The organism is Citrobacter freundii complex sp. 2025EL-00176, from assembly GCF_053309355.1.
On sequence record NZ_JBRYHT010000008.1, the window covers coordinates 37,328 to 54,965 of the forward strand.

Consider the following 17,638-nt stretch of genomic DNA (forward strand, 5'->3'; position numbering starts at 1 on the left):
GAGCTTTAATTTTTTTCGCGGATTTGCGTCTGAAGATAGTTCTGGATCCCGAGTTTAGTAATCAGGTCCAGCTCCGTTTCGAGCCAGTCAATATGCCCTTCTTCTTCAGTCAGGATCTCAATCATCATGTCCCGGCTGACGTAGTCATGAACGCTATCAGCATAGGCAATGGCTTCCCGTAAGTCTTTCGCGCCATCCAGTTCGAGTCGAAGATCGGATTGCAGCATCTCTTCAACGTCTTCGCCTATGCCTAACTTGCCAAGATCCTGTAGGTTTGGGATCCCTTCTAAGAATAAAATACGCTCGATGTATTTATCGGCGTGTTTCATCTCGTCTATAGATTCATGGTACTCGACATCATTGAGGCGCATCAGCCCCCAGTTTTTGAACATTCTCGCGTGGAGAAAGTATTGGTTGATTGCGACAAGCTCATTTCCCAATAGTTTATTGAGATAATTTATGATTTTAACATCACCTTTCATTTTATAGTCCCTCCGCTTCCACTCTTAGAGCGTAGATGGGGCTACCGGGATGTCAAAAAAAAGAGTGTGACTTAGGCGATCTCTTTAAATTCTGGCATTTGAGTTAATTCATCCTGCATGACTTCACGGGCAGCGCGAATGCACTTACCACATTGATTTCCCACAGGAATAAATTTACGTAATTGCTGAAAGGACTGAGGTTGAAACTGGCGAACAGCCTGACGAATTTTTTTATCACTTATCGCATTACACAAACAAACGTACATGATCGCTCCCGTTCAATTTCTGCGCAAAGTGTAAATGAGAATAGTTATGATTACAATAGCACAACGCTATTTACGCGGCGGGAGAATGAATAAAAAATGCGAATAAATATGACAGCAACAAAACAGCAGGCAGCAAAAAGGGCGCCGAAGCGCCCTTTTAAGCTCAAAGCTAATTAATCAATAATTAGCTCATTACTTTAGCAACAACGCCCGCACCTACAGTACGGCCGCCTTCACGGATTGCGAAACGCAGACCGTCGTCCATCGCGATCGGGTGGATCAGGGTAACAACCATTTTGATGTTGTCGCCCGGCATTACCATCTCTACGCCTTCCGGCAGTTCGATGGTACCAGTCACGTCAGTAGTACGGAAGTAGAACTGCGGACGGTAGCCTTTGAAGAACGGAGTATGACGGCCGCCTTCATCTTTGGACAGGATGTACACTTCAGATTCGAACTTGGTGTGCGGCTTGATAGAACCCGGCTTAGCCAGTACCTGACCACGTTCGATTTCTTCACGTTTGATACCACGCAGCAGAACACCAACGTTCTCACCAGCACGGCCTTCGTCCAGCAGTTTGCGGAACATTTCAACGCCAGTACAGGTAGACTTAGCAGTCTCTTTGATACCAACGATTTCAACTTCTTCACCAACTTTGATGATACCGCGCTCTACACGACCGGTAACAACGGTACCACGACCGGAGATGGAGAATACGTCTTCGATAGGCAGCAGGAACGGCTTGTCAATCGCACGCTCTGGTTCCGGGATGTAAGAATCCAGGAAGCCAGCCAGTTCGATGATTTTCGCTTCCCACTCTGCTTCGCCTTCCAGCGCTTTCAGAGCAGAACCACGAACGATCGGAGTGTCGTCGCCCGGGAAATCGTACTGAGACAGAAGTTCACGAACTTCCATTTCTACCAGTTCCAGCAGCTCTTCGTCATCAACCATGTCGCATTTGTTCAGGAACACGATGATGTACGGAACGCCTACCTGACGACCCAGCAGGATGTGCTCACGAGTCTGCGGCATCGGGCCGTCAGTCGCAGCAACAACCAGGATCGCGCCGTCCATCTGCGCAGCACCGGTGATCATGTTTTTAACATAGTCGGCGTGGCCCGGGCAGTCTACGTGTGCGTAGTGGCGAGTCGGGGTGTCATATTCAACGTGAGAAGTGTTGATGGTGATACCACGAGCTTTTTCTTCCGGCGCGTTATCGATCTGGTCGAATGCACGAGCAGCACCGCCGTAGGTTTTAGCCAGTACGGTGGTGATTGCAGCGGTCAGGGTAGTTTTACCGTGGTCAACGTGGCCGATGGTGCCGACGTTAACGTGCGGTTTTGTACGTTCAAATTTTTCTTTAGACACGGCTATATTCCTTACTATAGTGCTCTCCCCTATGGAGAGAGCACGGGACTTAGGTTTTAATCCTGTGGCTTATTTACCACGGGCTTCAATAACGGCCTGAGCAACGTTGTTCGGCGCATCGTCGTACTTCAGGAACTCCATGGAGTAAGAAGCACGGCCTTTGGTCAGAGAACGCAGCTGGGTTGCATATCCGAACATTTCAGACAGCGGAACTTCAGCATGGATAACAACGCCAGTGACGTTGGATTCCTGTCCACGAAGCATACCACGACGGCGGCTCAAGTCACCGATAACGTCACCGGTGTTCTCTTCCGGAGTCTCTACTTCAACCTTCATGATAGGCTCAAGCAGAACTGGTTTCGCTTTCTTAAAGCCATCTTTGAAGGCGATAGAAGCGGCCAGTTTAAACGCCAGCTCAGAGGAGTCAACGTCATGGTAAGAACCGAAGTGCAGACGCACGCCCAGATCAACAACCGGGTAACCTGCCAGCGGGCCAGATTTCAGCTGTTCCTGGATGCCTTTATCAACGGCCGGGATGTATTCGCCAGGAATTACACCACCTTTGATGTCGTTGATGAACTCGTAGCCTTTCGGGTTTGAACCCGGCTCCAGCGGGTACATGTCGATAACAACATGACCGTACTGACCGCGACCACCAGACTGCTTAGCGTGTTTACCTTCGATATCGGTAACTTTCGCGCGAATCGCTTCGCGGTAAGCAACCTGAGGTTTACCGACGTTCGCTTCAACGTTGAATTCACGCTTCATACGGTCAACGATGATGTCGAGGTGCAGTTCACCCATACCAGCGATAATAGTCTGGTTAGATTCTTCGTCAGTCCATACGCGGAAAGACGGGTCTTCTTTAGCCAGACGGCCCAGAGCCAGACCCATTTTTTCCTGGTCAGCTTTGGTTTTCGGTTCTACCGCGATGGAGATTACCGGCTCAGGGAATTCCATACGTTCCAGAATGATCGGGTGATCCGGGTCACACAGAGTGTCACCAGTGGTCACGTCTTTCAGACCGATTGCAGCAGCGATATCGCCCGCGCGAACTTCTTTGATCTCTTCACGTTTGTTGGCGTGCATCTGAACGATACGGCCAAAACGCTCACGTGCAGTTTTCACGGAGTTCAGGATGGTGTCACCGGAGTTAACCACACCAGAGTACACGCGGAAGAAGGTCAGGTTACCCACGAACGGGTCGGTAGCGATTTTGAATGCCAGAGCCGCAAACGGCTCATCATCGCTAGCGTGACGCTCAGCCGGAGTATCTTTACCGTCGTCCAGAATACCGTTGATCGCAGGTACGTCGACTGGGGATGGCAGGTAATCAATTACCGCATCCAGCATCGCCTGAACACCTTTGTTCTTAAACGCAGAACCACAGGTTACCAGGATGATTTCGTTGTTCAGAACGCGCTGACGCAGAGCTTTTTTGATCTCTTCTTCAGTCAGTTCTTCACCACCCAGGTATTTCTCCATCAGCTCTTCTGAAGCTTCTGCAGCGGACTCGATCAGGTTCTGGTGCCATTCTTCAGCCAGTTCCTGCATGTCAGCCGGGATATCTTCATAAGTGAAGGTTACGCCTGCATCTTCTTCGTTCCAGTTGATGGCTTTCATTTTCACCAGGTCAACAACACCGGTGAACGCTTCTTCAGCGCCAATCGCCAGCTGCAGCGGAACAGGGTTCGCGCCCAGACGGGTTTTGATCTGACCAACAACTTTCAGGAAGTTCGCACCCATACGGTCCATTTTGTTAACGAACGCAATGCGCGGAACTTTATATTTGTTTGCCTGACGCCATACGGTTTCAGACTGAGGCTGAACACCACCAACTGCGCAGTAAACCATTACTGCACCATCAAGCACACGCATGGAACGTTCTACTTCGATAGTGAAGTCAACGTGCCCCGGGGTGTCGATGATGTTTACGCGATGCGGTTCATACTGCTTAGCCATACCAGACCAGAATGCAGTAGTCGCTGCGGAGGTGATAGTAATACCACGCTCCTGCTCCTGCTCCATCCAGTCCATGGTGGCTGCGCCGTCATGAACTTCACCGATTTTATGGTTTACACCGGTGTAGAACAGAATACGTTCGGTAGTAGTGGTTTTACCGGCGTCGATGTGCGCACTGATACCGATGTTACGGTAGCGCGCGATGGGTGTTGTACGAGCCATTTGATTCCTCGTTTATCTTTTAGGCGTTCAATTTAAGTAGCCCAAAGCGGGCTGCTTACTAGAAGCGCCCGCCTGGTGACTAAAACTCCGAAGGGATTACCAACGGTAGTGTGCGAACGCCTTGTTGGCTTCTGCCATACGGTGAACGTCTTCACGTTTCTTAACTGCAGTACCTTTGTTTTCTGCAGCATCAGAAAGTTCGTTCGCCAGGCGCAGAGCCATGGATTTATCACCGCGTTTACGAGCAGCTTCAACGATCCAACGCATTGCCAGGGCATTACGACGGACCGGACGGACTTCAACTGGTACCTGATAAGTAGAACCACCAACGCGGCGAGACTTAACTTCGACAGTCGGGCGCACGTTTTCGAGAGCTACTTCGAAAGCTTCCAGTTCGTTTTTACCAGAACGCTGAGCCAGGGTCTCCAGCGCGCTGTATACGATAGTTTCGGCAGTAGATTTTTTACCATCTACCATCAGGATATTTACAAATTTAGCCAGCAGTTCTGATCCGAACTTCGGATCCGGCAGAATTTTACGCTGACCAATGACGCGACGACGTGGCATGGAAATACTCCGTTGTTAATTCAGGATTGTCCAAAACTCTAAGAGTTTAGTTTGACATTAATATAAAACGTTTGGCCTTACTTAACGGAGAACCATTAAGCCTTAGGACGTTTCACGCCATACTTGGAGCGTGATTGCTTACGGTCTTTAACGCCGGAGCAGTCAAGCGCACCACGAACGGTGTGGTAACGAACACCCGGGAGGTCTTTTACACGACCGCCACGGATCAGGATCACGGAGTGCTCCTGCAGGTTGTGACCTTCACCACCGATGTAGGAAGTCACTTCAAAACCGTTAGTCAAACGAACACGGCAAACTTTACGCAGTGCGGAGTTCGGTTTTTTAGGGGTGGTAGTATATACACGAGTACATACGCCACGTTTCTGCGGGCATGCTTCCAGCGCAGGCACGTTGCTTTTTGCAACTTTGCGTGCACGTGGTTTGCGTACCAGCTGGTTAACTGTTGCCATTAAATAGCTCCTGGTTTTAGCTTTTGCTTCGTAAACACGTAATAAAACGACCTCATACAATATGAGGACGCAGAATTTTAGGTCGGTGTCGAAAAGGTGTCAAGAAATATACAACGATCCCACAATTACCAGGACATCTGGTTGGGATGCTTCACCGTAAGTCTGACGAAGTCAGTATAGCTAACCCTGACGACACTGTCTGAAATTTGACCATCTAACCCGCGAGCTTTAATGTCTTCTTCCAGTACAGAGACCTTAATGGAGGCATTTTGCAGACTTTCAAGGAAACGGCTTCCTTCTATTGCGGCAGTCACGCCATCCTGGAGCAATAAAAGTTCATCGTCTTTTTCAATCAGGCGAAGAAGAGAGGAGAAATCGGTAAGCCATGCGGAGCGGTGTAGTGTGTGCAGCATGAGAGTCTCAAAACCTTAAAATGACGTCATAATTGCCTAGCTCACGGCGTAAATCTTCAGGTTCCAGCGCCGTGGCATCAACCACAAAATTAACACCCTGCTGAAGACCCCGCTCACGTAATGAGGCGGCGCAAAGCCAACATTGATCGATATCGTACAACCCCAACAGCTTAAACGTTGCGATATAGTCTCGTGCCAGAACGACGTCCGGTTGTTGACCCTGGAGGATTTGGAAGACGCCATCGCCGATAAAAAACACGCCGAGATCTTCCGTGAGCGCAGATGTCGCCAGTAATGCATCTAACCCTTCACGGCCGGATGCGCTGCCGTGCGGCACGGTAGAAAAGACAAAAGCAACACGTTTCATTAAAACTGCACCACGCGATCGCAGGTCAAGGACGCCTCAGCCAGCGAGCCCAGCCCGCTGAGATTGAAACCTGATTGTAGATTAGCACCTGCCAGTCCAAGCCGCTTTGCTTCAGCCTCATCAACAACACCACGACGCAACGCCGCTGCAACGCAGATATTTAGCGTCACGCCATGTTGTTGGTTCAACTGTTGCCAGGCCCGTACCAGATCATACTCATCGCTGGCGGGCGAAGTCAGGAAGTTAGCGTTATACACACCTTCACGATAGAAAAAGACGCTGCATAACTCATGCCCTTCTTTAAGTAGCGCGTGGGCAAATTGCAACGCGCTACTCGCCTGCTGTGTACCATAAGCAGGTCCCGTTACCATGATGGTAAAGCGCATTACTTGTCTTGCCCCTGGAAATCGCCGCTTTTGAACTGGCGAATATAGAGGTAGACCGTGTGCTTGGAGATATTCAACCGATCGGCGACCTGGTTAATCGCATCTTTAATGTCGAAGATACCTTTCTCATACAGATTCAGGACAATCTGGCGGTTTTTCGCATTGTTGGATACATTGCGATCGGCATTCACTTCTTCGATCGTGAATTCCAGCGTCTGGGTGACCAGATCTTCTACTGAAGAAGCAAAGTTCACGGCAGAACCCACTTCCGGGGTTTCCGGTGGGATAAAGGTATTCATTATCTGCGAGAATGGCACATCAAGGTTCATGTTGATGCACAGCAGACCAATCACGCGATGCTCTCGGTTACGAATGGCAATCGTCACCGACTTCATCAAGACACCGCTTTTCGCACGTGTGAAGTAACACTTCGACACGCTGCTATCCGCACCCGTCATATCATGCAGCATACGCAAAGCAAGGTCGGTTATCGGTGAGCCAATTTTACGGCCCGTGTGTTCACCGTTCGCAATGCGGATAGCCGAGCATTTCAAATCCTGCAAAGAGTGCAATACGATTTCACAATGGGAACCAATGAGCATCGCCAACCCGTCCACAACCGCTTCATAGGATTTAAGGATATCGAAGTCAGTTTGATCGAAAGGACGTTGATCCAGTAAATCTAGCTCACTGGTTTCGTTGGTTAAAAGCGACCTGGACATGAAAAAAAGCACTCCTTTTCAGGAGCCTGTCGTTATGTTGTCAGGGCAGGCTCATCACTATTATAGGGGCATCTAAAGTAATACAGCGCACAAGGCGCTTTCCAGTATTAATTATATCCTGTCGATAATAAAAAACCGCCGCCCTGTGGGCGGCGGTTACTGTTCGCTTACTTTTTGCTGCTGTCTGCAGCTTTATCGGCCGGTGCAGCATCTGGCTGCGCCTCGGCTTTCGGTGCCGGTTTGATGTCTAACAGTTCTACATCAAAGACCAGCGTGGAGTTGGCCGGAATACCCGGAACGCCGGTTTTGCCGTAAGCCAGATCCGGTGGGATAACCAGCTGAATTTTACCGCCTTTCTTGATGTTTTTCAGGCCTTCAGTCCAGCCTGGGATAACACCATCAAGACGGAAAGAGAGCGGCTCGCCACGGGTGTAGGAGTTGTCAAACTCTTTACCATCAATCAGCGTACCTTTGTAGTTTACAACTACGGTATCGCTGTCTTTCGGCGCAGCGCCAGTACCTTCTTTCTCTACTTTGTAGATCAGGCCAGTAGAAGAGGTTTTAACGCCCTTCTCTTTAGCAAATTTCTCGCGGTAAACTTTACCTTTGGCTTCATTGTCAGCCGCGTCTTTTTCCATTTTCGCCTGAGCGGAGCTCTTCACACGCGCTTCAAACGCCTGCAGAGTTTGTTCGATTTCCTGGTCGGACAGTTTGCTCTTGTCAGCAAACGCATCCTGAACGCCAGCGATCAGCTGATCTTTATCCAGTTTGATACCCAGCTTTTCCTGCTCTTTCAGGGAGTTTTCCATATAACGACCCAGGGACGCGCCCAGCGCGTAAGCGGCTTTTTGGTCGTCATTCTTGAATGCTGCTTTGCTGTCAGCAGTAGCGGCTGGTTTCGCAGCATCAGCAGCGAAGGTGATCGGGGCATGCAGAGCAACAGCCATTGTGGTCGCCAGCAGCGTTACTTTAAACAGTGATTTCATCCATATCTCCAGGGCCGGGGCATCTCACCCCAGGGTTATCTAACATAAAAATGTACTATAAAGCGTTGCAGAACAAATCAACATACAGGCACGCCCTATTATCACCACTTTTCAGACTCTTTTTGTTTAAATTAGTTTCGTTGCTGAAGATTGAGTGCTGTGCAAACAGGCAAAGTTAAGTAGAATTCGCCGCAGTCCGCGATCTGCCGGAGAAAAAAGAAAGAGGTGAATCATGCAGGATACAACATTGGAAACTCGCCTGGCCGAGCTGGAAAGCCGCCTGGCATTTCAGGAAATCACCATTGAAGAGCTCAACGTGACGGTAACAGCGCATGAACTGGAAATGGCTAAACTACGCGATCATCTGCGTCTGCTGACTGAGAAGCTGAAAGCCACACAGCCGTCCCACATCGCGTCGCAATCCGAAGAGACCCCGCCGCCACATTATTAAGACGTAAAAAAAGCGGGATATTCCCGCTTTTTTGTGCCCGATGACGACGTGAACGTCTTATCCGGCCTACGGTAAACCTGATAAGCGTAGCGCCATCAGGCAATCATACCGATTAGTGGCAACCGCAGCCGCCGCCGTTACCTTTACCGCCACCGCCGCAGCAGCCTTCGCCACCGTGCTCGTGACCATGGTCGTGGCCGTGACCACCGCAGCAACCATCGTGACCGTGGTCATGATCGTGGTCGTGACCGTGCGCACCGTGAACGTGGCCATGAGCCAGCTCTTCTTCGGTAGCTTCACGAATCGCAACAACTTCTACGTTGAATTTCAGGTTCTGGCCAGCCAGCATGTGGTTACCGTCAACCACAACGTGGTCGTCTTCCACTTCGGTAATTTCTACCGGTACTGGACCCTGGTCAGTTTCAGCCAGGAAACGCATGCCAACCTGCAGTTCGTCAACGCCCATGAAGACGTCTTTAGGAACGCGCTGCACCAGGTTTTCGTCGTACTGACCGTACGCGTCGTTTGCGCCAACAGCAACGTCGAATTTGTCGCCAACTTCATGACCGTCCAGCGCTGTTTCCAGGCCAGAAATCAGGGAACCGTGACCATGCAGGTAGTCCAGCGGTGCACTCACCGGAGACTCATCAACCAACACACCGTCTTCTGTACGTACCTGATAGGCCAGGCTGACCACCAGGTCCTTTGCTACTTTCATGATATCTCCTGAGCATGGAAAGAATAGTGGCGCAGATTGTAGCGGAATTCTGCACCCGTGTACCCTCTAGCTTAAAAAAAGCTGCGCCATATCGCTAGTCCGGATGAAAAATCCCGATCACTTGCTCTTCTTTGCGAACGTGTTCGCGTGCCTCTTTATCGGCTTCACGCATCTGATGACCGCACTTAACACACTCAACAATATCGATATTATTTTCGCGCCACATCGCCAGCGAATCCTGTGCCTGGCAGGACGGACATTTTGCGCCTGCAATAAAACGTTTACGAATTGCCATAGTTATCCTCTACTCAAATTCATCCCAGCCATCCAACTGACGTCGCTCTTGCTGCATCTCACGCTGGAAGATCTCCTCCAGTTCACGCCGGGCTTCCCTGGCTCGCGAAATTTGTACCGTGTCGGTATGCATGGGGATCAGTTCACGCAACATGCGCATATCGAGCCGCCGAAAATGCAACTGAGCACGCTGAGCCTGGTGCGGATGCATGCCCAACGTAACCAGCGTTTTACGCCCCAGCTCCAGCGCACTGGAGAAGGTTTCGCGGGAAAACTGCGTCACACCAGCCTGTAATAACTCATGCGCCTCTACACGTCCGCGCGCTCGCGCAAGAATATGCAAATGCGGAAAGTACTGTTGGCAAAGTTCCACCAGTTTCATGGTGTCTTCGGGTTCATTACAGGTAATGACGATGGATTGTGCCGCCTCTGCCCCCGCGGAACGCAGCAGATCCACCTGGGTGGCATCACCGTAATAGACCTTATAGCCATATTTGCGCATCAGATTCACCGCGCTGATATCTCGCTCCAGGACGGTAATACGCATTTTATTGGCCATCAGTAAGCGGCCGATAACCTGACCAAAACGCCCAAATCCCACGACAATGACCTGCGGTTTATCATCCTCCACCCAGGGTTTTTCATCTTCTTCATCCGGGCCGTTAAACTGGCGGGAAAGCCATTTATCAATCAGCTTCATCACCAACGGCGTGGTCATCATCGACAATGTGACGGTCACCAGCAGTAGCGCCATTTGGTCGCCCTGAAACAGCCGTTGCGAGGATGCCGTTGAAAACAGCACGAAAGCGAATTCACCGCCCTGGCTTAACACGCCGGCAAACTGCATTCGTTCAGAGCTTCTCATGCCATTCAGTCGCGCCAGCACATACAACACCAGCATTTTTACGACCACCAGCACGATTACGCTCGCCGCTACCCACAGAATATGGGTATAGAGTACGCCGAGATTGAGCGACATCCCTACGGAGATAAAAAACAGTCCGAGCAACAGGCCCTTAAAGGGATCGATTGCCGTTTCCAGCTCATGTCGGTATTCGCTTTCCGCCAGCAGTACGCCCGCGATAAACGTTCCCAGCGCCATCGACAATCCCAGCGCATCCATAAATAGCGCGGAACCCAGTACCAGCAGCAGCGTGGCGGCGGTAAACACTTCCCGCACGCCAGAACCCGCAATGAAGCGGAAAACAGGGCGCAGCAAATAGCGTCCGCCAATTAACATGCCGGCGAAAGCCAGCACCTTCATCCCGACTTTAATCCAGTCAAAATGCTCATCGGCAGATCCCGCCAGCAGTGGAACCAGCGCCAGAGCGGGGATCACTGCCAAATCCTGGAACAGCAGCACCGAAAAACCCAGTTGCCCGGATTCGCTGCGGTTCATGCCTTTTTCGCGCATCAACTGTAGCGCCATGGCGGTCGATGACATCGCCAGACCAATGCCGCCGACCACTGCCGCTTGCCAGGAGAACGCGGTGAGCATCAGCAAGCCAGCCAGCGCCACTGCGCTCAACATCACCTGCGCGGCGCCGACGCCAAAAATTGAACGCCGCAATTGCCATAACTTGGCCGGGTTAAGTTCCAGCCCAATGATGAACATCAAAAAGACGACGCCCAGTTCGGAAAAGTGCAGGATTTCATCCACATCGCTAATGAATCCTAATCCCCACGGGCCGATAGCGATCCCCGCCAGCAAGTATCCTAATACCGGACCAATACCCAGCCGCGATGCCAGCGGCACCGCAGCGACCGCCGCGAAGAGGAACAACACTCCCGCTGTCAATAAATCAGAACCTTCCATCAGCGGCCTCCCACAGGAATCGGATTCGCCAGCCAGTCACCGTACGCTTTAGCATGGCTGTCCAGCTCCTGCTTCGTTTGCCGCCTTGCCCAGTAAACGATGATTGGGCTCATCCAGTGCATGCGACACATACCGGCCGTTAGCTCAAAAGGGCGCAGTACATCACTCATTGGATAACGGTTCAGCGCGTCATAACGGTACGCGCTTTCCGGCTCACCGGTGGTGATGACGCTTCGCCAGTACTTTCCCGCCAGTTGATTCCCTCCGGGACCGCTGGCAAATCCGCGGCTCAATACACGGTCAAGCCACTCCTTTAACAGCGCCGGGCAGCTATAGGTGTAGAGAGGATGTTGAAAAACAATCACATCATGCTCACGCAGCAGCGCCTGCTCATGCGGAATGTCGATAAAAAAATCAGGATAGTGCGCGTAAAGATCGTGCACGGTAACATTACTGAGCTGCATGGCCGGTTTAAGCAGAACCCGGTTCGCGACCGAGTCCTGAGATTCCGGATGGGCATACAGCAGCAAGACTTTCGCTGGCTGGAACATCATCCCCCTCCCGGTTTTGTCTTTTGTCTATTTTCGACGTTTTGGGCTACCATGGCGCCTCGGTGCGGCAAACGGCCCACACATTACATTATCATAATGATAAATTAACATAGTCTGAACATACGGCGCCTTATGATTGTTTTCTCATCGTTACAAATTCGTCGCGGCGTGCGCGTCTTGCTGGACAATGCCACGGCCACCATTAATCCAGGGCAGAAAGTTGGTCTGGTGGGCAAAAATGGCTGCGGTAAATCTACTCTGCTGGCATTGCTGAAAAATGAACTCAGCGCCGACGCCGGAGGATTTACCTATCCAGGAAACTGGCAGCTCGCCTGGGTTAATCAGGAAACGCCAGCGTTGCCACAGCCCGCACTGGAGTACGTGATTGACGGCGACCGCGAGTATCGTCAGTTGGAAGCGCAGTTGAACGATGCCAACGAACGTAACGATGGACACGCTATTGCCACCGTCCACGGCAAGTTGGATGCCATTGACGCCTGGACCGTACGCTCACGCGCGGCAAGCCTGCTGCATGGCCTCGGCTTCTCCAACGAACAGCTTGAACGTCCGGTCAGCGATTTTTCCGGCGGCTGGCGTATGCGTCTTAACCTGGCCCAGGCGCTGATTTGCCGTTCCGACCTGCTGCTGCTTGATGAACCGACCAACCACCTCGATCTTGACGCGGTGATCTGGCTGGAAAGATGGCTGAAAAGCTATCAGGGTACGCTGATTCTGATTTCCCACGACCGCGACTTCCTCGATCCGGTGGTAGATAAAATTATTCATATCGAACAGCAAACGATGTTCGAATACACCGGCAACTACAGCGCGTTTGAAATCCAACGAGCGACCCGCCTCGCGCAGCAACAAGCGATGTACGAAAGTCAGCAGGAGCGTGTGGCGCACCTGCAAAGCTATATCGATCGTTTCCGCGCTAAAGCAACCAAAGCGAAGCAGGCGCAGAGCCGTATCAAAATGCTGGAACGCATGGAGCTCATTGCCCCGGCGCACGTGGACAACCCGTTCCACTTCAGCTTCCGTCAACCGGAAAGCCTGCCAAACCCGCTGCTGAAGATGGAAAAGGTCAGCGCGGGCTATGGCGATCGCGTCATTCTCGATTCGATCAAACTGAATCTGGTGCCGGGTTCACGCATCGGCCTGCTCGGTCGTAACGGCGCGGGTAAATCGACGCTGATTAAGCTGCTGGCGGGCGAACTGGCCCCCATTAGCGGTGAAATCGGTCTCGCGAAAGGCATTAAACTGGGTTACTTCGCGCAGCATCAGCTGGAGTTTTTACGTGCCGATGAATCGCCCATCCAGCATCTGGCGCGCATGGCGCCGCAGGAGCTGGAGCAGAAACTGCGCGACTACCTCGGCGGATTCGGCTTCCAGGGCGATAAAGTCAGCGAAGAGACTCGCCGCTTCTCCGGCGGTGAAAAGGCGCGTCTGGTGCTGGCATTGATCGTCTGGCAGCGCCCGAACCTGCTGCTGCTCGATGAACCGACCAACCACCTGGATTTGGATATGCGTCAGGCGCTGACCGAAGCGCTGATCGACTTCGAAGGCGCGCTGGTTGTGGTTTCGCACGACCGTCATCTGATTCGCTCCACCACCGACGACCTCTATCTGGTACACGATAAGAAAGTCGAGCCGTTTGACGGCGATCTGGAAGATTATCAGCAGTGGCTGAGCGATGTGCAGAAACAGGAAAACCAGAGCGACGAACCGGCGAAGGAGAGCGTGAACAGCGCCCAGGCGCGTAAGGATCAGAAGCGTCGCGAAGCTGAACTCCGCACCCTGACGCAGCCGCTACGCAAAGAGATCATCCGTCTGGAAAAAGAGATGGAGAAACTACAGGCGCAGTTGGCGCAGGCGGAAGAGAAACTCGGTGATAGCGAACTGTACGATCAAAGTCGCAAAGCCGAACTCACGGCCTGTTTGCAACAGCAAGCGAACGCCAAATCCGGGCTGGAAGAGTGTGAAATGGCCTGGCTGGATGCGCAGGAACAACTCGAACAGATGCTGGCCGACTAACTTTGGGAAGACGATGATGAATCAGCTGACGACCAACGACATAACCTTCCGCAAGCTGAGCATCTTCATGACCTTTATGGAGAAGGGCAACATCGCCCGTACCGCCGAGGCGCTGAACATCAGCGGCGTTAGCGTGCATCGGGCGCTGCACACCCTGGAAGAGAACGTCCGCTGCCCGCTGTTCGTCCACAAAGGCCGCAATCTGATTGCCCAACCGGCGGCGTGGACGCTACTGGAGTACTGCCAGGAAGTCACCCAACTGATGGAACGCGGGCTGGAAGAGGCCCGCAAAACGGCGGGCGTCGGCCAGGGCCGCCTGCGGGTTGGCACGCTATACTCACTGACGCTGGAGACGGTGCCGCACCTGATTATGGGCATGAAGCTGCGCCGACCTGACCTGGAGCTGGATCTCACCATGGGCTCCAACGAAGCGCTGCTGAAGATGCTGGAAGATGGTGTGCTGGACGCCATCCTCATCTCCATTTCAGAAAGCGAAATCGACCGCAACAGCCTGGAAGTGCTGCCGCTGTTCCACGACGATATCTACCTTGCCGCGCCGATGTCAGCCGGGCTGGATACCACCGCGAAGGCCGACCTACGCCACTATCGCCATGAAAAGTTTGTCTCACTGGCGGAAGGCTTCGCCACCTATGCCGGTTTTCAGGAAGCGTTTCATATCGCCGGATTTGAGCCGGAAATTGTCACCCGCGTGAACGATATTTTCTCCATGCTCAGTCTGGTACAGGCAGGGGTAGGATTCTGTTTGATGCCGGGGCGCATGAAGAAGATGTATGAGAATACCGTACAGTTGCAGAAACTGGCACAGCCGTACCAGATGCAGCAGCTTATCGCCATTGTCTTTGCCCGCAACCGCGAGCGCGATCCAAGCCTGTTGGCGCTGGCCGCCGAAGGGCGCATGTACGCCAGGACGCTGAACCAGAACGCCTGATTGCCGGATGGCGACGCTACGCGCCTTATCCAGCCTACGCGTATCGAGCCGATTTTGTAGGCCCGATAAGCGCAGCGCCATCGGGCAATCACATCACGCACGAAGCCGTTTTGCCAGATGCACGGCAACATCCACGCCGCTGCGCTCCAGAGAAACAGACTCCCCTTCCCACGCCGCCTGACGCGTTAAGCAGGTCAACACGCCACCGGGCGGCATTTCAATCGCCAGCCGTGCTTCACGTTCGTTAGCGGAGATAACCGCCTCCTGCCAGCGCACGGTACGCGCCATATTCATCGCCAGATCGTCGGCAATACGTTCCGGCTGCCACAGTACGCGCCCGGTGCTGCCGCTGAGGTAGGCGTAGCGTGGGCGAGAAAGCGTCACCTTACTGAAAGCCTCAACCAGCTTTTGCGCCGGTTCCGCCAGGAGTTCACAGTGCGACGGCACGCTCACCGCCAGCCGATGCACTTTGCTGGCGCCTTTTTCCAGCGCCCGCTTCGCCACGCAGGCCATCGCTTCATCGCTACCCGCAATCACAATCTGCGTTTCGGCATTCAGGTTGGCAATATAGGTTCCGCTGCCTGCCACCAGATTTTCCACTTGGCTCAGGGTTAGTCCCATAATCGCTGTCAGGCCATAGCCGTGCGGATACGCCTGCTCCATTAAATCACCACGCAGCGCCACGAGCTTCAACGCATCAGCAAAATCCAGCGCCCCGGCGACCACCGCCGCTGGGTAAGCACCGATAGACAAACCACTGACGATATCCGGCGACACGCCGCGACGCTCCAGCTCGCGCGCCCAGGCGACACCGGCAATCAGCAGCGCCAGCTGCACCGCCCGGGTATGTTGCAGTGATTGCGGGGAATCCAGCGTCTCCGCCTCACTCCCCAGCACCTCACGCGCCTGCGCTAACTCTGTTCCCGGAAGGTTTTGCAACATACCTGCGTGCTGCGTTCCCTGCCCCGGAAAGGTAAACAGAATTTTCATTATTCCTCCCTGCTCCACGGGTCGCTCACCAGACGCGGCCCCTGTGAGGTTTTTAACAGTGCTTTACCGTCACGCAGCCATTCGTTGAGGGCAAACGCGCCACAGGGCGTTTCCACCTGGGTATCCGCCCGGCACAGCCCGCCCGTCAGCTGCTGCTGCCACATCGCCAGCGGCTCGCGTGCCAGCGGCTGCGGCGCGCGGATCAGCAGATCCAGATCGCTTGCCGCGTGGATAACCGGGATCCCGGTCGCCAGCGCATAGCCGGTACTGCCGGTAATGCCCCATGTCCACGGCCACGCCTGCTGCGCCAATAACAAAGCCACCTGAACGGGTGGCTGAGAAATAAAGGGCGAGCGCAGCAGCGCCAGCGGGTCCACCAGCGATTCCGGCGAGCAGACGCGGACGACCGCCCCCGCTTTTACCCAACCGGCGGCGCGCTGGTCGCGCTTCATCCCGCGGACACCCACGGGCACGCGCCCCTGCGCATCAACATCACGCCGCACGACCACCGGCAGACCGCTATGCCAGACGGTATCCACCCAGGATTCCGTGACATCTTCGAGCGCGTCGCGCGCGTTCAGCCAGATAAGGTCGTGTGGGCGTAATGTTGTGCTCATGATTTAGATTCCTGAAGTCAGCGAGATAAACAGCGGCAGAGACAGGATACACAGGACCGAGCTCAACAGCAGCACGGCTTCTGCATCCGGCGACTGCACGCCAAAGCGGTTACCGAACACCACGCCGAAGAAACCCGCGGACAGCGCAATCATCAGGATCGCGGTAATCGCCACGGAACCATGCAGGCCGAAAATCAGCACGATACCCCAGGCAATGGCCGGTTGAATCAGCAGCTTAGCGATAGTGGAGGTGATCACCACGGTGTTGATCTGCAGTTTACGCGCAGAGAGGATCACACCGGTCAGGAACAGCGCCGCCGCGGTTGCAGACAGACCCAGCGGTTTGATCGCCGCCAGCACCAGTTCCGGCATTTTAATACCAATGGCGGAGAGGATAACCCCCAGCAGCGGACCCATAACGATCGGTTTTTTAATGGAACGCCACATTAGTACCGGCAGCATAGACAGCGTAGAACCGGAGTTACCGCCTTCCGCGCGCGCTTTCTCACGTTCGAGGATCAGCAGGCAGAACGGCGTCATCAACACGGAACCGCAGGCGATGGAAACGGCAACGGAAAGCGAGGTGGAAGAAGTTTCACCCAGTACGCTACCCAGAATCGGCAGACCCAGCGCGGCGTAGTTCGGCAGCGCGACGGTCAGCGTCAGCACGGCGGCATCCTGCGGCGATTTCTTGAACACTTTGGTCGCCATAAAATAGATGGCGGCATAGGTAATCCACATCGCCAGCGTCAGTACCACAATCAGCGGTGACTGCGCGACGATACCCGCCCACGGCGTCTGTACGGTTGCGCTAAACAGCGCTGCAGGCAATGCAAAGTCCATGACGAAGATATTGAGCAGGGAGACATTTTTGTTGTCCACCATTTTGGCCTTCCCGGCCCAGAATCCTAGCAGCATGATGACGAAAATCGGAGCAAGAGCATGAACAATTACGTAAGTCATATTTCACCTGTAATGAAAAAAAGTTAGCACTGGCGCGATGATT

Annotated in this window: 21 protein-coding genes; 3 read left to right on the top strand and 18 right to left on the bottom strand. The window is 53.3% G+C overall.

All coding sequences use genetic code 11. The features are described 5' to 3' along the window. Positions 1 to 5: 5 nt before the first annotated feature. The 11 genes from bfr to fkpA all read right to left on the bottom strand — a co-directional run bounded on the left by bfr (position 6) and on the right by fkpA (position 8,212). Complete coding sequence (bfr, locus tag ACVXHP_RS15925) at positions 6 to 482, bottom strand: bacterioferritin (protein WP_316130525.1); 477 nt, start codon at positions 480 to 482, stop codon at positions 6 to 8. A gap of 71 nt (positions 483 to 553) precedes the next feature. Beyond that, a complete protein-coding gene (bfd, locus tag ACVXHP_RS15930) occupies positions 554 to 748 on the bottom strand; it encodes a bacterioferritin-associated ferredoxin (RefSeq protein ID WP_006687360.1) in 195 nt (64 codons plus the stop codon). A 184-nt stretch (positions 749 to 932) separates the two neighbouring features. Further along, a complete protein-coding gene (gene tuf / locus ACVXHP_RS15935; protein ID WP_003031109.1) occupies positions 933 to 2,117 on the bottom strand; it encodes an elongation factor Tu in 1,185 nt (394 codons plus the stop codon). Between the two features lie 69 nt (positions 2,118 to 2,186). Then, positions 2,187 to 4,301 (bottom strand): elongation factor G, encoded by a 2,115-nt coding sequence (fusA, locus tag ACVXHP_RS15940; protein ID WP_003023659.1) that lies wholly within the window; start codon positions 4,299 to 4,301, stop codon positions 2,187 to 2,189. Between the two features lie 96 nt (positions 4,302 to 4,397). Then, positions 4,398 to 4,868: a 30S ribosomal protein S7 gene (gene rpsG / locus ACVXHP_RS15945; RefSeq protein WP_003023657.1), complete on the bottom strand. Its 471-nt coding sequence runs from the start codon at positions 4,866 to 4,868 to the stop codon at positions 4,398 to 4,400. A 95-nt stretch (positions 4,869 to 4,963) separates the two neighbouring features. Beyond that, positions 4,964 to 5,338 (bottom strand): 30S ribosomal protein S12, encoded by a 375-nt coding sequence (rpsL, locus tag ACVXHP_RS15950; RefSeq protein ID WP_003023654.1) that lies wholly within the window; start codon positions 5,336 to 5,338, stop codon positions 4,964 to 4,966. 125 nt (positions 5,339 to 5,463) lie between these two features. Then, positions 5,464 to 5,751, bottom strand: a complete 288-nt coding sequence (tusB, locus tag ACVXHP_RS15955) for a sulfurtransferase complex subunit TusB (protein ID WP_038634759.1) — start codon at positions 5,749 to 5,751, stop codon at positions 5,464 to 5,466. Between the two features lie 7 nt (positions 5,752 to 5,758). Further along, on the bottom strand, positions 5,759 to 6,118 hold the full coding sequence (gene tusC, locus ACVXHP_RS15960) for a sulfurtransferase complex subunit TusC (protein ID WP_042312086.1): 360 nt from the start codon (positions 6,116 to 6,118) through the stop codon (positions 5,759 to 5,761). Next, on the bottom strand, positions 6,118 to 6,504 hold the full coding sequence (gene tusD / locus ACVXHP_RS15965; RefSeq protein WP_200008679.1) for a sulfurtransferase complex subunit TusD: 387 nt from the start codon (positions 6,502 to 6,504) through the stop codon (positions 6,118 to 6,120). The genes tusC and tusD overlap by 1 nt, the downstream gene beginning before the upstream one ends. Next, positions 6,504 to 7,226, bottom strand: coding sequence for a helix-turn-helix transcriptional regulator (locus ACVXHP_RS15970; RefSeq protein ID WP_003023643.1), 723 nt, complete (start codon positions 7,224 to 7,226; stop codon positions 6,504 to 6,506). Before ACVXHP_RS15970 ends, tusD begins: the two co-directional genes overlap by 1 nt. A 167-nt stretch (positions 7,227 to 7,393) precedes the next feature. Next, positions 7,394 to 8,212 carry an FKBP-type peptidyl-prolyl cis-trans isomerase gene (fkpA, locus tag ACVXHP_RS15975; RefSeq protein ID WP_042312080.1) on the bottom strand — a complete coding sequence of 273 codons (819 nt, stop codon included), beginning with the start codon at positions 8,210 to 8,212 and terminating at the stop codon, positions 7,394 to 7,396. 232 nt (positions 8,213 to 8,444) lie between these two features. Between fkpA and ACVXHP_RS15980 the strand changes: the two genes are divergently transcribed. Then, positions 8,445 to 8,663, top strand: coding sequence for a protein SlyX (locus ACVXHP_RS15980; RefSeq protein ID WP_038634770.1), 219 nt, complete (start codon positions 8,445 to 8,447; stop codon positions 8,661 to 8,663). Between the two features lie 112 nt (positions 8,664 to 8,775). Here the strand turns inward: ACVXHP_RS15980 and slyD are convergent, their stop codons facing one another. The 4 genes from slyD to kefG all read right to left on the bottom strand — a co-directional run bounded on the left by slyD (position 8,776) and on the right by kefG (position 12,042). Continuing rightward, on the bottom strand, positions 8,776 to 9,381 hold the full coding sequence (gene slyD, locus ACVXHP_RS15985; RefSeq protein ID WP_003023634.1) for a peptidylprolyl isomerase: 606 nt from the start codon (positions 9,379 to 9,381) through the stop codon (positions 8,776 to 8,778). Positions 9,382 to 9,475: 94 nt separating this feature from the next. Beyond that, positions 9,476 to 9,676 (bottom strand): YheV family putative zinc ribbon protein, encoded by a 201-nt coding sequence (locus tag ACVXHP_RS15990; protein ID WP_005121675.1) that lies wholly within the window; start codon positions 9,674 to 9,676, stop codon positions 9,476 to 9,478. A 9-nt stretch (positions 9,677 to 9,685) separates the two neighbouring features. After that, positions 9,686 to 11,491, bottom strand: coding sequence for a glutathione-regulated potassium-efflux system protein KefB (gene kefB, locus ACVXHP_RS15995; protein ID WP_262798551.1), 1,806 nt, complete (start codon positions 11,489 to 11,491; stop codon positions 9,686 to 9,688). Next, positions 11,491 to 12,042 (bottom strand): glutathione-regulated potassium-efflux system ancillary protein KefG, encoded by a 552-nt coding sequence (kefG, locus tag ACVXHP_RS16000; RefSeq protein ID WP_003023629.1) that lies wholly within the window; start codon positions 12,040 to 12,042, stop codon positions 11,491 to 11,493. Before kefG ends, kefB begins: the two co-directional genes overlap by 1 nt. A 132-nt stretch (positions 12,043 to 12,174) precedes the next feature. Between kefG and ACVXHP_RS16005 the strand changes: the two genes are divergently transcribed. After that, the gene (locus ACVXHP_RS16005; protein WP_316128560.1) at positions 12,175 to 14,076 is read left to right on the top strand and encodes an ABC transporter ATP-binding protein; all 1,902 of its coding nucleotides are present in this window, start codon (positions 12,175 to 12,177) and stop codon (positions 14,074 to 14,076) included. Between the two features lie 16 nt (positions 14,077 to 14,092). Beyond that, complete coding sequence (locus tag ACVXHP_RS16010) at positions 14,093 to 15,025, top strand: LysR family transcriptional regulator (protein WP_316128567.1); 933 nt, start codon at positions 14,093 to 14,095, stop codon at positions 15,023 to 15,025. 93 nt (positions 15,026 to 15,118) lie between these two features. On the opposite strand, the gene mdcH is transcribed toward ACVXHP_RS16010, so the two are convergent. From mdcH to ACVXHP_RS16025, 3 genes are read right to left on the bottom strand one after another with little or no spacing between them, the layout of a single operon-like run. Beyond that, entirely contained in the window at positions 15,119 to 16,015 is an 897-nt protein-coding gene (gene mdcH, locus ACVXHP_RS16015) for a malonate decarboxylase subunit epsilon (protein WP_316128559.1), read from the bottom strand. Further along, positions 16,015 to 16,632: a malonate decarboxylase holo-ACP synthase gene (locus tag ACVXHP_RS16020; protein WP_278238684.1), complete on the bottom strand. Its 618-nt coding sequence runs from the start codon at positions 16,630 to 16,632 to the stop codon at positions 16,015 to 16,017. Before ACVXHP_RS16020 ends, mdcH begins: the two co-directional genes overlap by 1 nt. Positions 16,633 to 16,635: 3 nt before the next feature. Next, the gene (locus ACVXHP_RS16025; RefSeq protein ID WP_079225899.1) at positions 16,636 to 17,595 is read right to left on the bottom strand and encodes an AEC family transporter; all 960 of its coding nucleotides are present in this window, start codon (positions 17,593 to 17,595) and stop codon (positions 16,636 to 16,638) included. Between the last annotated feature and the right edge of the window lie 43 nt (positions 17,596 to 17,638).

What these genes read in the sequence shown, in the direction of transcription:
- bfr (WP_316130525.1), bottom strand. Translation starts at nt 482, where the DNA reads ATGAAAGGTGATGTTAAAATCATAAATTATCTCAATAAACTATTGGGA.
- bfd (WP_006687360.1), bottom strand. Translation starts at nt 748, where the DNA reads ATGTACGTTTGTTTGTGTAATGCGATAAGTGATAAAAAAATTCGTCAG.
- fusA (WP_003023659.1), bottom strand. Translation starts at nt 4,301, where the DNA reads ATGGCTCGTACAACACCCATCGCGCGCTACCGTAACATCGGTATCAGT.
- rpsG (WP_003023657.1), bottom strand. Translation starts at nt 4,868, where the DNA reads ATGCCACGTCGTCGCGTCATTGGTCAGCGTAAAATTCTGCCGGATCCG.
- rpsL (WP_003023654.1), bottom strand. Translation starts at nt 5,338, where the DNA reads ATGGCAACAGTTAACCAGCTGGTACGCAAACCACGTGCACGCAAAGTT.
- tusB (WP_038634759.1), bottom strand. Translation starts at nt 5,751, where the DNA reads ATGCTGCACACACTACACCGCTCCGCATGGCTTACCGATTTCTCCTCT.
- tusC (WP_042312086.1), bottom strand. Translation starts at nt 6,118, where the DNA reads ATGAAACGTGTTGCTTTTGTCTTTTCTACCGTGCCGCACGGCAGCGCA.
- tusD (WP_200008679.1), bottom strand. Translation starts at nt 6,504, where the DNA reads ATGCGCTTTACCATCATGGTAACGGGACCTGCTTATGGTACACAGCAG.
- ACVXHP_RS15970 (WP_003023643.1), bottom strand. Translation starts at nt 7,226, where the DNA reads ATGTCCAGGTCGCTTTTAACCAACGAAACCAGTGAGCTAGATTTACTG.
- fkpA (WP_042312080.1), bottom strand. Translation starts at nt 8,212, where the DNA reads ATGAAATCACTGTTTAAAGTAACGCTGCTGGCGACCACAATGGCTGTT.
- ACVXHP_RS15980 (WP_038634770.1), top strand. Translation starts at nt 8,445, where the DNA reads ATGCAGGATACAACATTGGAAACTCGCCTGGCCGAGCTGGAAAGCCGC.
- slyD (WP_003023634.1), bottom strand. Translation starts at nt 9,381, where the DNA reads ATGAAAGTAGCAAAGGACCTGGTGGTCAGCCTGGCCTATCAGGTACGT.
- ACVXHP_RS15990 (WP_005121675.1), bottom strand. Translation starts at nt 9,676, where the DNA reads ATGGCAATTCGTAAACGTTTTATTGCAGGCGCAAAATGTCCGTCCTGC.
- kefB (WP_262798551.1), bottom strand. Translation starts at nt 11,491, where the DNA reads ATGGAAGGTTCTGATTTATTGACAGCGGGAGTGTTGTTCCTCTTCGCG.
- kefG (WP_003023629.1), bottom strand. Translation starts at nt 12,042, where the DNA reads ATGTTCCAGCCAGCGAAAGTCTTGCTGCTGTATGCCCATCCGGAATCT.
- ACVXHP_RS16005 (WP_316128560.1), top strand. Translation starts at nt 12,175, where the DNA reads ATGATTGTTTTCTCATCGTTACAAATTCGTCGCGGCGTGCGCGTCTTG.
- ACVXHP_RS16010 (WP_316128567.1), top strand. Translation starts at nt 14,093, where the DNA reads ATGAATCAGCTGACGACCAACGACATAACCTTCCGCAAGCTGAGCATC.
- mdcH (WP_316128559.1), bottom strand. Translation starts at nt 16,015, where the DNA reads ATGAAAATTCTGTTTACCTTTCCGGGGCAGGGAACGCAGCACGCAGGT.
- ACVXHP_RS16020 (WP_278238684.1), bottom strand. Translation starts at nt 16,632, where the DNA reads ATGAGCACAACATTACGCCCACACGACCTTATCTGGCTGAACGCGCGC.
- ACVXHP_RS16025 (WP_079225899.1), bottom strand. Translation starts at nt 17,595, where the DNA reads ATGACTTACGTAATTGTTCATGCTCTTGCTCCGATTTTCGTCATCATG.